A 12,028-nucleotide genomic window follows, 5' to 3' on the forward strand; every position below is an offset into this window, starting at 1 on the left:
GTATCGGAGTCTTTTTGCTCGTTGATCATAATAGGGATAGAACTATCAGGCAACCAAAAGGTTAGCTTCCCACTAGGAGAGTGACTAAAACTACTAATCCGGTTGAGATCGATGACATACTCATTCCGTTCGTAACTAAGACGAATCCATGCTCCTGACAGGGAGTTAGCTGAAACCTGGTTGACGTAATCCAGCACTTCCTGATAACCCTCCGGGTCGCTCTGTTGATTGATAATAATCTGATGGACACTGTTTGGCAACCAGAATGTTATCTTTCCATGGGGTGCGGCAGCGAAAGCGCTGATCCGGTCTAGATCGATGATGTAATTGCTTCTATCGTAATTAATTTTAATCCAGTATGCCACAAACCATTCTCACTCAAGAGGTTAGAAATTTTGAGTGGTAAGTCCTAAGATATGATATCACGTTTCTGTTCACTATTCCCTGTCACCTTAGCCATTAGCGATAAAACACCAAGAAACCGGGTTTCTCGGAGAAACCCTCTATCTGTAGGGTGCGTTACCCGAGAGCTAACGCACCATGACTATATGTAATACTCCAGGGAGTGCTAATTATTCACGCTGTGCAATCAGTTTACCTCCACTGGAACATGGTGCTTGGAAACCAAGTTATTATGAGCAATTGGCGATTCACTTTCCCTTTGCTGAAGAGACGCTTGGACAAATCCCTGGAATAAGGGGTGAGGCTTACTAGGGCGAGAGCTAAACTCTGGGTGGAATTGGGTAGCAAGGAAGAAAGGGTGACCGGGTAGTTCTATAATTTCCACTAAGCGACCATCGGGAGATGTGCCACTAATTACATATCCCGTATCTAAGAATAGACTGCGATAGGAATTGTTAAATTCATACCGATGGCGATGACGTTCGTATATTACCTCTTCTTTGTAGAGTGAAGACGCGATCGTATTGGGTTGGATACGACAAGGATAAAGCCCCAAGCGCATTGTCCCACCTAAATCCACTACATCTTGCTGTTCTGGTAACAAATGGATAACTTGATTGCGAGCCTTGGAATCGAACTCGGAACTGTGAGCATTTTCTAGCATAGCAATATGCTGTGCCCATTCCACCACACAACACTGCATTCCTAAACATAACCCTAGGAAAGGGATTTTTTTGGTACGGGCGTATTCAATCGCGGTAATCTTGCCATCCACACCTCGGATACCGAAACCACCGGGAACTACAATACCGTCAACACCACTAAGGAAGTGTTCCGCACCATCTACTTCAATATCTTCGGAACTTACCCAGCGTAGGTTTAAGTCGCTACCCATTGATATGGCAGCATGGCGTAGGGCTTCTACTACAGATAGATAGGCATCATTTAACCGGATATATTTACCAACGAGGGCAATATCAAGGCGGCGCTTTGGGCGATACATCCGTTCCACCAGGGTTTGCCACTGAGTCAAATCATGTTCCCTTTGTGGCAGTTTTAATAATTCTAGGACTCTTTCTGCTAGTCCATCTTTTTCCAGAAGCAGCGGTACTTCATAGATGCTGCTAGCATCTGGAGAAGTAATTACCGACTCGACGGGAATGTCACAGAATCCTGATATTTTATCTTTGAGACCAGATTGGAGCGGACGATCGCACCGACAGACTAGAATATCTGGTTGAATGCCTAGCGATCGCAATTCTTTGACTGAATGCTGAGTTGGCTTAGTTTTCATCTCTCCTGCGGAAGGAATCCAGGGTAGCAGGGTGACGTGCATATAAATTACATTATTCCGTCCTACGTCCTTGCGGAATTGACGAATTGCCTCTAAAAATGGTAGAGATTCAATATCGCCTACTGTTCCGCCCACTTCTGTAATTACCACATCTGGATTGGTATGCTGGGCTACTCGGTGGATACGTTCTTTAATTTCATTGGTAATATGGGGAATTACCTGTACTGTACCTCCCATATAGTCACCGCGACGCTCTTTATTAATCACTGACTGATAAATTGAACCCGTGGTGACGCTATTGAGGCGGGACATTAGGGTATCGGTAAAACGCTCATAATGTCCCAAGTCTAAATCCGTTTCCGCACCATCTGCGGTAACAAACACTTCCCCGTGTTGGAAAGGACTCATTGTCCCCGGATCGACGTTAATATAAGGGTCTAGCTTGAGTATCGAGACGGAATAGTCTCGCGATTTTAGCAAACGTCCTAAGCTAGCAGCGACAATTCCTTTACCGATACTGGAGACGACACCGCCAGTTACAAAGACAAACTTAGCCATATATTTTTAATTACTCAGATTTTGCCAGATCCACCTCGTCAATTGTGCCACAGACTTCTCAAGTTAGTCTTTTCAATAGACATTTTTAAAAATTCACCTAGGGCAGGTGTCTCGCCTGCCGAAAGAGAATCTTTTCACCAGAAGTCTAATCCCACAGCCTGCTGTTATATTGATCGAAATAGTAATCTCCTCTCTCCCTTAGTGTCATGGAGGGTTTAACCCCTCACCCCAGTTATGGGGAATGGGGAAATATAGCAAAAGTCATCCATTCAAAAGTCACGGATTGAAATGCTTGCTATGAATCGGTTTTGGGGGTTTCGGATGTCCTAATACGGGCGACTGCTATCAGAGTTTTGAGGAATGAGTCTATGGGCGAGTGGCTGCTATAATCTTTATTATTAATAAATGACCCCGATGGACTGTTTGAGGAATGATTTTTGAGGAATGAGTTGAGAATTCAGAGGAATGAGTTGAGAATTCAGGATAAGAGTAACAGGCAAGATGCCTGTTCTTCCTAACAACTAACAACTAACAACTAACAACTAACAACTAACAACTAACAACTAATGAAGAATATTTTAGGATTGGTTATGTTAAGCTTGGCTCTCGCCTCACCTGTTGTCGCTGAACAACCTCTTTTCGTTGCCTATCCCCCAGTTAATCATCAAACAATGGCTGACAGAATCTTCTTAGTTGGTACAGCGTCGCCAGATGGGGAGGTATTGGTAAATGGCAATGCGATCGCTAGGAGTAACTCCGGACATTTTGCCCCTTCTTTTCCTTTACAATTAGGGGTAAATGAATTTACCCTCCGCTATCATAATCAACAGATTAATATAAAAGTTACTCGCATTGATACTAAACCTAAAGTACCAGTTGGGTTCGCCTTTGGTAAAGATTCCCTGACACCAACTGTGGATATGGCGAGATTACCAGGGGAAGTGATTTGTTTTAGTGCAATTGCTCCTCCAAATGCTAATGTTTCCCTTAAGCTTGCCGATATAAATATCCCCTTACTTCCTCAATCCCAAACAGTGGATTTACCCCCAAATTCTGCGGCACTGACTGCCCAAAACCAGCCTAATTCTCAGTCTGTTATTGGTCAATATCAAGGCTGTGCGAGGGCAGAATTACCTGGTAACTTGGGACAACCGGAATACATAATGACTATGAATGATAAAATAGTTATTCAACCTGCATCAGGCACTATTTCAATTCTCAATCCAGTTAAATTAGAAGTGGCTGAAGTAATTGTTGAGGCAGGTGTAGCTCGAACCGGATCGAGTACAGATTATTCTCGCATGACACCCTTACCAAAAGGGACAAAGGCAACTGTTACTGGCAGAGAAGGTGAGTGGGTACGCCTGGATTATGGTGCTTGGATTAAAGAATCTGAAGTACGAATTATCCCTACTCCAGTACCTCCGACTTCGATAATTCGCAGCGTGAGTAGTCGTCAGGTGGAAGGGGCGACTGAAGTAATTTTTCCTTTGCAAAATCCTGTCCCTGTTAGCGTACAACAAGGCGATGGCACTTTTACTCTAACTCTCTATAATACTACCGCCCAAACTGATACAATCCGTTTGGATGATAATCCACTAATTAAACGTTTGGATTGGCAACAAATTGCACCAGATAGAGTAGAATATAGGTTTAATCTTAAGTTTGAGCAGCAGTGGGGTTATACTCTCAGATATGAAGGAACTAGTTTAATTTTATCCTTACGTCATCCACCTAAATTGGGGAATGGGGAATTGGGAGTGGGGAATGGGGAAATTTCCTCAAGGAATAGCTCTAATCCTGCTGATTTAAAACCGTTATCAGGGATTACAATATTATTAGATCCTGGGCATGGTGGTGCAGAATCAGGAGCAAGTGGGCCAAATGGATATCTGGAAAAAGATGTAAATTTGGCTGTATCTAAGCTAGTTCAAAAACAGCTAATAGCGAAGGGTGCTACTGTATATATGACGAGGGAAGAAGATAAGGATGTATCTCTCGGCGATCGGGTTAAAATGATTAATGAGATCAAACCTGCGATCGCACTTTCCATTCACTACAACTCTCTCCCTGATAGCGGTGACGCAATTAATACTAAGGGAATTGGTATGTTTTGGTATCATGCCCAATCTCATAGTTTAGCGATGTTTTTACATAATTATCTGGTGGAAAAATTAGATCGTCCTTCCTACGGAGTATTTTGGAATAATTTAGCACTAACTCGTCCTCACACCGCACCATCAGTATTATTAGAATTGGGATTTATGATTAATCCGGAGGAATTTGAGTGGGTTACTAATCAGCAACAACAACAGAAATTGGCAAGTGCGATCGCAGATGGTGTCAGTGAATGGTTTGCTACTAGACTAATTTAGCATAACTCCCCACTCCCTATCCTTCAGAAGATTTTTCTGCCAAATCCAATTGCTTCACCACGGCATCAATAATCACCTGGGGATCGTTTGTTTCAATACCAAATTGCTGGGCAATTAGCTTGACTAAATCGGGACTATCCTGTAATCTGGAAAATAATTCTTCTATAGTAATTACTTCTTCTTCCGGTATATCCTCACTGGATAATTCCGTTTCTTGAGAAGGGGGTGTTAGCTTTCTCTGCTTGGTATCTGGTCCTTCATATTCCCATACTATCCCAGAACGATCCCTAGTCAATACTTGTTGTCCAATTTGATAGGCGGCTTCGCCAATATCTTGAATTGAGGGGATGGATTGTGTCATTTCGCCTAACTGTACCATTCGCCTGCCCAATTCCAGATTTTGCGCCCGTGATGCTGATACTTTCTCGCCAAACCGATGTAACCATCCCACCCATTGGGCATTACTAACTCTATCTTTCATCCCATCAAAAAACTTGACAACTCTCGGTGGTTGCCAACCATGGCTTACTCCTTCTAAAAGTTGGCGGAAAAAGAATTCATAATCGGCATCTTCGAGAGGTTTGAGTGGAGCCATATTAGTAATTGTTGGTGATTCTTCTGGTTTCGGGCTAAATATCTTCCGAAATAAGTTTTTTAGCCATTGCCAAATTCGTTTAAACATAGGTTAGAGAGTAGGGAGTAGGGAGTAGGGAATAGGGAGTAGGGAGTAACCATTAGCCATGAGCCATTTTCAATAGAGCTTTGGCTTCTTCCCAAAGTCGATCCAATTCCTCAAGAGTGTACTCTGAAAGGGGACGATTTGCGATCGCTTCTATCTGAGCAAGGCGATTAATTACCCGCTGATTAGTACCAGATAAGGCTTCGGCGGGGTTGAGCTTGTACCATCTAGCAATATTAATTAACGTAAAAAGTAGATCTCCTAATTCCGCCTCCTGCTGAATTTTATCTTCTGCCTCAATTGCTTCTTCAAATTCGGCTAACTCTTCATGAAACTTAGCCCAAACTCCATTAATATCTTCCCATTCAAAGCCCGCTTCTGCTGCTTTTTCCGATATCCGCATTCCGGCTATTATCGGGGGAGATTTCCGAGTATAACTTTGGAGCTTCCGACTGAGTAACTGAGAATCAGTGGTTGTTTCTCCCTTTTCTGCTGCTTTAATTTCCTCCCAATTTTGCTTAATTTCCGCCATATCTTTAACTTCTACTGCCCCAAATACATGAGGATGACGGCGAATAAGTTTCTGAGAAATTCCTTGTGCTACTTCTTTTAGAGTAAAGTCACCTACTTCCGCCGCTATTTGAGATTGAAGTACCACTTGTAATAGTAAATCGCCTAACTCTTCTGCGATCGCATTTTTATCCCCACTACGAATAGCATCCACCACCTCGTAGGCTTCCTCAATGATATATGGAATCAGGGTTTCGGGTGTTTGGGCTAAATCCCAAGGGCAGCCCCCATCAGGCGATCGCAATTTTGCCACAACCTCAATTAACTCTTGCAATCCTTCTAATACAGAGGTTTCGGCGGCTTTTTCAGAACCAGTAGACATATCAACTAGAAATTATAAACTATCAATTATACAGATATAATTCAACTTAGGGTAGCCCCTCCCCATTATCTAACCTATAATCTCGATCCACCTATCCGATTCTCGACATTCCCCACTGTACATCCTTTGCGCACCTTTGCGATTAACTTTGCGTACCTTGGCGTAAAAAAAAAATTATTCCATCCCAGGGACACCCCTATATTGAGGTATAGTAAGATAATCAACTAATCTTTACTATTTTTGACAAGGATAAACATGAATCTTAGTATCATCGATAATAAACTGCGAATCGATCTAGAATGGCACGAACAACTCTGGGCATTTACCTTAGATAAAACTATTGATATTCCTCTCGCCCATATCGAAAATGTAACTACAGATGAACCCCACAGCAGTTGGCGGGAAATTCGCGCCCCTGGTACATTTTTACCGGGAGTTATCAAAGCTGGCACTTATTATACTTCCACAGGTAAAGAATTCTGGTATGTTACGGGAGATCGGGATTATTTAGTTTTAGAACTAAGGGATGAATCCTTCAAAAAGATTGTCTTCACTCTTAATGAGAATCACTTATGGGCAGAGCGAATTACACAGGCTCAAGTTGCCCTGTAAAGTACCCCGTAACCAGGCAAGATGCCTGGTCTACGGAAGATAAATTAGGATTATTATAGATTTAAGCAATATCAAAACTTATGACCAGGAAGATATTAACAGGATTGAGTGCAGAAGTCTACGAACATCCTTTCGATCGCGCGGCATTAGCTTCTTTGGAAAAAATGCCCGGTGTCTCGTTACTGATGAGGAAAATTAATGAGTATGGTATCGATAGATTACTTAGACTGCAATGCCTTGGCAGTGAAATAAGAGTCACATCCCGTAATTTTCATAAACTATATGAGGCATTTGTGGAAACTTGCCAAATTATTGATGTTAATCCAATGCCGGAATTATATCTATTTCGAGGCACTGGTTTTATTCAAAGCTACACGATTGGGGCAGATAAACCCATGGTTAGTATTAATCTGGAGGGGATGGAATGGCTGAATCGTGATGAGTTGCTGTATCTTCTGGGACATGAAGTTGCTCACATTAAGAGTAAACACTTAGTTTATCACCAAATAGCGATTGTCATGCCAAGTTTGAAACAAATAATTAACAGTGCCACGATGGGTTTGGGTGGATTGGCTGCTAGTGGGGTGGAATTGGCATTTTGGAATTGGCTAATGATGGCAAAATTTACCTCAGATAGGGCAGGTTTGTTGGCATGTCAGGATATTAATGTGGCAACTACTGCGTTAATGAAACTGGCTGGTTTACCAGAGGAATATCTAACTGAGGCGACTATCGAAGATTTTCTTGCTCAAGTTAAGGAGTTTGGTGATAATAATTTAGATAATATGGATAAATTTACTAAAATGTTGAGTTTTATGGAATCCAGACAGTCTTGGGCTGTAATGAGGACATCCGAGTTATTAAAATGGGTTGATACTGGAGATTACTATAATTTAATTCAACCAGAGGCAAATTCAGAATCATCCACAACCACGGAGACGGAGGAGTGGGATTTTTTACAGTCATTGTAGGGGTGAGTTTAGGGAAAAATTCATTAGTCCCAAAGATAATATTATTACAAAACCCGCCCTCACCTCGCGATAAGATGAAGCGATATCCCAGTTATTCTGCTAAATACGATTTAAAAGAGACTATAAAATAGTTAAGTGATTTACAATAGTGCGACTAATTTAGAAAAGGTTATTAGCCCTCCTTTGGATTATTGTACCACGATCGCTGAAACGACGCAATCTCGTCAATTATTGAGAATTAATCTTAATAAACTTGACGAAGTTAAGGCACTTTCAGCCTTTTTTCATTTATTAATTTATGTTAAGTACTTTCTTTTGGGGTTTTCCGTGCTTTTGAAGCTAATTTGTTATGAAAACATGACAAAAATAGGGGATGGAGACTGGGGAAGCTATAGCAAAAGTCAAAATTCAAAACTGAAATGCTTGCTGTGAATGACTTCTGGCGTTTTCGGATCTCCTAACCGCCCTGGTGAGTGCTATATATTACTGTTATTCCCTCTAACCTCTAACCTCTAACCTCTAACCTCTAACCTCTAACCTCTAACCTCCCCTTCAATTCCCTTGCCTTCTCAAAACTGGCGATTGCTTCCTCCTCTAGGCCTAAATTCTCTAAAGCTATCCCCCGATTATGCCAAATCTCCCCATCATCAGGTTGTAATTCTAAAGCTTCGTGAAAACTCAATATTGCTTCTTCATAATGCCCCCAATTAGATAAAGATATCCCCCGATTATGCCATGCTTCAGGGTAATCTATTTTAAGGGTTAGAGCTTCATCGAAATTAGTAATAGCCTCTTCATATCTCCCCAAGGTATCTAAAATCATCCCGCGATTATTCCAGGCAGCCCAATCCTCTGGATTAACTTCCAATCCTTTATCAAAACTTGCGATTGCGTCTTCGTGTCTGTCTAAATTCTCTAAAGCAATTCCTCGATTATTCCACGCCTCGTTATCATCGGGTTGAATATCCAATCCTTTATCAAAAGAGGCAATCGCCTCTTCATGTCTTCCCATATTATCCAAAGCAATACCCCGATTATTCCAAAGCTGGTATAATTGAGGTTGAATAGCTAATGCCCGATCGAAACTTGCGATCGCATCTTCTAATCTACCCAAATCGAATAAAGCACTCCCGCGATTGCCCCAAGCTTGATATAATTCAGGTTGAATGGCTAATGCCCGATCGAAACTTGCGATCGCATCTTCTAATTGTCCCACACGTACTTGTACCAATCCTTTATTATACCAAGATTGGTAATAGTCTGGCTTTAAGCCCGTAGCTCTATCAAAACTAGTTATGGCTTCGGCAATTCTTTCTAACTGACAGAGGGTACTCCCGCGACTCTTCCAAACCTCTGGATTGTCTGGATTTAATTCGATAGCTTTATCGAAACAAAGAATTGCCTCTTCCGGACGTGATAAATCTCCTAATATCGTACCTTGGAGATACCAAGCTTCACCATAATCTGGTTTAAACTTAGTAGCTTCCTGACAACTAGCAAGGGCTGGCTCTAATCTACCCAAATCGAATAATAAATTCCCCCGATGATACCAAGCTAGCACATAATCTAGTTTAAACCTCGTCGCCTGTTCCAAACAAACAATAGCTTCCTCCGAAAGAGCTAAATTCATCAAAGCCATGCCCTGAATATACCAGGCATCGCAGTAGTTAGGCTTATATTTAGTCGCATTCTCGCAACTAGCAATAGCCTCTGAGTATCTTCCCAAATTATATAAGGCACTGCCACGATTACCCCAAGCCGGAGCATAGTCTGATTTTAATTGTAAAGTACGATCGTAACTTGCGATCGCGTCTTCCAGATAACCGATATTAAATAAAGCATTAGCGCGATTAAACCAAGCATCATGATAATCTGGTTTAAGCTCGATAGCGCGATCGCAACTTAAAAAAGCATCCTCATACCGCCCTAAATGAAACAGGACTAAACCGTGATTATTCCATGCTTCCGGGTAATCAGGCTTAATCTCAATAGCAGTATCGTAACTAGTCAGCGCCGCCTCAAGTTGTCCTAATTTATACAAAGCATTGCCCCGATGGAACCAGGCTTCGCTATCATGAGGGTGGAATAAGATAGCACGATCGCAGCTAGTTAGTGCCTCTGAGTAATCACCTAATTTAAACAACACCCAACCGCGATGTTTCCAGACATCAAAATAATCTGGTTTAAATACTAGAGCTTGATTGAAAGAATCAATCGCATCTCGCTCCTGTGCCAAACTCATCAAAGCTAAACCCTGAATATACCACGCTTCCGGATAATCATTCTTGCACTTTATCGCCCTCTGGCAACTTGCTATAGTTTCCGGCAAATGTCCTAAATTATATAAAGTACTAGCACGATTCCCCCACGCGGGATGGAAATCGGGATCTAATTCCAGAGTACGATCGAAAGATGCGATCGCATCCTGATATCGTGCTAATTTAAACAGAGTATTACCGCGATTAAACCAAATATCGGGATTATCGGGTTGTAATTGAAATGCTTTATCATAGTTGGAGAGTGCTTCCTGATAGTGCCCCAGACGAAACAAAGCGTTACCCCGATTAAACCAAGCCTCAGAATCATTAGGGTGGGATTGGGTAGCTTTGTCAAAAGCTGCGATCGCAGATTCTAATTCCCCCAGCCTCAAGTATTCTACTCCCTGCTTCACCCATTCGCTAGCTAAATAAGTATTGATATCCGATGTTTCTGGTAAATTCATCTTGTTATTTGTTATTTGTTATTTGTTGTTTGTTATTTGTTGTTTGTTATAGAGAGCCTAAATAGGTTTTAATAGATAGCGCCGTCATAATGCTTACACTACAATGTTTCTGGATTAGATAAATATCAGAAATTATTTCAAGTTGCTATATTTGTTTCTTGTTATTTAAAATAATAACAACTAATATCTAACAACTATAACCAACAACCAATAACTAACAACCAACAACCAACAACCAACAACCAACAACCAACACAATCAAAGTAAATCCGATTGCTGTGGCTGTTAAAGTAGTATTGAGAGTGCGATTACTCTTAGTTTGTTCAATTTCGCTGACACTACCAATTGTTCTAATTAAATTTTCTAGCAAAGTCAATCCTGGGCGAAACCTAGTGCAATCAGTTTCCACTTGTTGCAGATATTTTTCACCAGCAAAATCGCTAAAATCAGCAAATAGTTTCAGATAGCTATTGGTATCTCGCTCAATTTTTTGCAGCTTACTCTTATAGTTATCTAAATTTAATTTAATTGTATATGATAGAGATTCTAGTTCGTTTAAATGAACAGCATAATCCGAGAAGGTAGGGAAAGACTGGGTTAAAGTAACTTGCAATTCCTGCAAATTTAGTTCTTGCGATCGAACCTGGCGAGAGTAATCCCTCACTTTATCAATCAAACTCCTAATTTCACCAGACTGCTGTTTGAGTTTATTGTTCAATTTGCGACTATGCCAGTATCCCCAGATAATCTTATGACGGTAGGAGAATAGGCGAGTTAAATCCAAATAAATATCTTCAACTTTTTGTCTAATTTCAGTAATATCCTTCCCGGCTGGGAAGAGGCAAAAGACAATATGATAATTCTCCTTACTGAATTCTGCCCACTCTTGATTCCAGTTTGTTGGCGAGTGCCAATATTGAAATAATCTTGCCCCTAAAAACCGTCCCTGCTCCTTAAATTCTGGTTTCCAACTAGAATTGGGTGTCAATTTTTCGTAAAATTCTTTGGCTAGTTGTTTGGGATCTTGATTACTATCAGCAATCTGAACAGAAACCAGCCATGTCTGTCCAATTGTACCTTGTTTTATAGCTGCTGTTTCTGTGTATTCATCGCTATGATTTAATTTATTAATAATAGCTTGCTCTATCTTTTTTAAATTATCAATAGCTTGATTGCCATCGTTTCTTTTTTGACTATCGGCATCTTGATATTCACCGGAGCAAGCCAGTTGGAGAGAGTACATGTCACCAAATTGTAAGGCGTAGTAGTACCCATCTAAGGGAGATTCAAAGGGTTTTGCTAGTAAGGGGACATAATCGGCTTCTGGATTTTCTAATTTGGCTAATTCGGCTAATTTAGTTTCGTCAATATTCGGATCTATTTTATGCCAAAACTGGCGGCGATTGTTATTGATTTCGGCTGTATATTGAAATCCTTCTCTAATATCGTAGAGAAATAAATCAATAGTAGGGTAGATGAGTTGAATTGGTTTTGTAATCATAGAAAGGGGCTAGGGGCTAGGG

At 41.1% G+C, this 12,028-nt stretch carries 10 protein-coding genes; 4 read left to right on the plus strand and 6 right to left on the minus strand.

Translation table 11 applies throughout. From position 1 onward, the window contains the following. On the minus strand, window positions 1–365 hold a 365-nt coding region (locus NJ959_RS17450), incomplete at its 3' end, for a hypothetical protein (RefSeq protein ID WP_254013017.1). Between the two features lie 224 nt (window positions 366–589). Next, window positions 590–2,254: a CTP synthase gene (pyrG, locus tag NJ959_RS17455; RefSeq protein ID WP_254013018.1), complete on the minus strand. Its 1,665-nt coding sequence runs from the start codon at window positions 2,252–2,254 to the stop codon at window positions 590–592. 566 nt (window positions 2,255–2,820) lie between these two features. Between pyrG and NJ959_RS17460 the strand changes: the two genes are divergently transcribed. Beyond that, entirely contained in the window at window positions 2,821–4,629 is a 1,809-nt protein-coding gene (locus NJ959_RS17460) for an N-acetylmuramoyl-L-alanine amidase (RefSeq protein ID WP_254013019.1), read from the plus strand. Window positions 4,630–4,645: 16 nt separating this feature from the next. Here NJ959_RS17460 and NJ959_RS17465 read toward each other — a convergent pair whose 3' ends face one another. Together NJ959_RS17465 and mazG are read right to left on the minus strand one after the other, a co-directional pair. Then, window positions 4,646–5,311: a hypothetical protein gene (locus NJ959_RS17465; protein WP_254013020.1), complete on the minus strand. Its 666-nt coding sequence runs from the start codon at window positions 5,309–5,311 to the stop codon at window positions 4,646–4,648. A gap of 52 nt (window positions 5,312–5,363) precedes the next feature. Further along, window positions 5,364–6,200 (minus strand): nucleoside triphosphate pyrophosphohydrolase, encoded by an 837-nt coding sequence (gene mazG / locus NJ959_RS17470; RefSeq protein WP_254013021.1) that lies wholly within the window; start codon window positions 6,198–6,200, stop codon window positions 5,364–5,366. Window positions 6,201–6,455: 255 nt separating this feature from the next. Between mazG and NJ959_RS17475 the strand changes: the two genes are divergently transcribed. The 3 genes from NJ959_RS17475 to NJ959_RS17485 all read left to right on the plus strand — a co-directional run bounded on the left by NJ959_RS17475 (window position 6,456) and on the right by NJ959_RS17485 (window position 8,215). Beyond that, entirely contained in the window at window positions 6,456–6,812 is a 357-nt protein-coding gene (locus NJ959_RS17475; RefSeq protein WP_254013022.1) for a hypothetical protein, read from the plus strand. An 80-nt stretch (window positions 6,813–6,892) separates the two neighbouring features. Further along, the gene (locus NJ959_RS17480; protein ID WP_254013023.1) at window positions 6,893–7,783 is read left to right on the plus strand and encodes a M48 family metallopeptidase; all 891 of its coding nucleotides are present in this window, start codon (window positions 6,893–6,895) and stop codon (window positions 7,781–7,783) included. 135 nt (window positions 7,784–7,918) lie between these two features. Continuing rightward, window positions 7,919–8,215, plus strand: coding sequence for a hypothetical protein (locus tag NJ959_RS17485; RefSeq protein WP_254013024.1), 297 nt, complete (start codon window positions 7,919–7,921; stop codon window positions 8,213–8,215). Between the two features lie 94 nt (window positions 8,216–8,309). On the opposite strand, the gene NJ959_RS17490 is transcribed toward NJ959_RS17485, so the two are convergent. Both NJ959_RS17490 and NJ959_RS17495 read right to left on the minus strand, forming a co-directional pair. Further along, entirely contained in the window at window positions 8,310–10,505 is a 2,196-nt protein-coding gene (locus NJ959_RS17490; protein WP_254013025.1) for a tetratricopeptide repeat protein, read from the minus strand. 214 nt (window positions 10,506–10,719) lie between these two features. Further along, window positions 10,720–12,006: a hypothetical protein gene (locus NJ959_RS17495; RefSeq protein ID WP_254013026.1), complete on the minus strand. Its 1,287-nt coding sequence runs from the start codon at window positions 12,004–12,006 to the stop codon at window positions 10,720–10,722. Window positions 12,007–12,028: the final 22 nt, after the last annotated feature.

The organism is Limnofasciculus baicalensis BBK-W-15, from assembly GCF_024178385.1.
Lineage (GTDB): Bacteria > Cyanobacteriota > Cyanobacteriia > Cyanobacteriales > Coleofasciculaceae > Limnofasciculus > Limnofasciculus baicalensis.

Bases quoted from the DNA above. Each gene is read 5' to 3' on its own strand.
- pyrG (WP_254013018.1), bottom strand. From the start codon at position 2,254: ATGGCTAAGTTTGTCTTTGTAACTGGCGGTGTCGTCTCCAGTATCGGT.
- NJ959_RS17460 (WP_254013019.1), top strand. From the start codon at position 2,821: ATGAAGAATATTTTAGGATTGGTTATGTTAAGCTTGGCTCTCGCCTCA.
- NJ959_RS17465 (WP_254013020.1), bottom strand. From the start codon at position 5,311: ATGTTTAAACGAATTTGGCAATGGCTAAAAAACTTATTTCGGAAGATA.
- mazG (WP_254013021.1), bottom strand. From the start codon at position 6,200: ATGTCTACTGGTTCTGAAAAAGCCGCCGAAACCTCTGTATTAGAAGGA.
- NJ959_RS17475 (WP_254013022.1), top strand. From the start codon at position 6,456: ATGAATCTTAGTATCATCGATAATAAACTGCGAATCGATCTAGAATGG.
- NJ959_RS17480 (WP_254013023.1), top strand. From the start codon at position 6,893: ATGACCAGGAAGATATTAACAGGATTGAGTGCAGAAGTCTACGAACAT.
- NJ959_RS17490 (WP_254013025.1), bottom strand. From the start codon at position 10,505: ATGAATTTACCAGAAACATCGGATATCAATACTTATTTAGCTAGCGAA.
- NJ959_RS17495 (WP_254013026.1), bottom strand. From the start codon at position 12,006: ATGATTACAAAACCAATTCAACTCATCTACCCTACTATTGATTTATTT.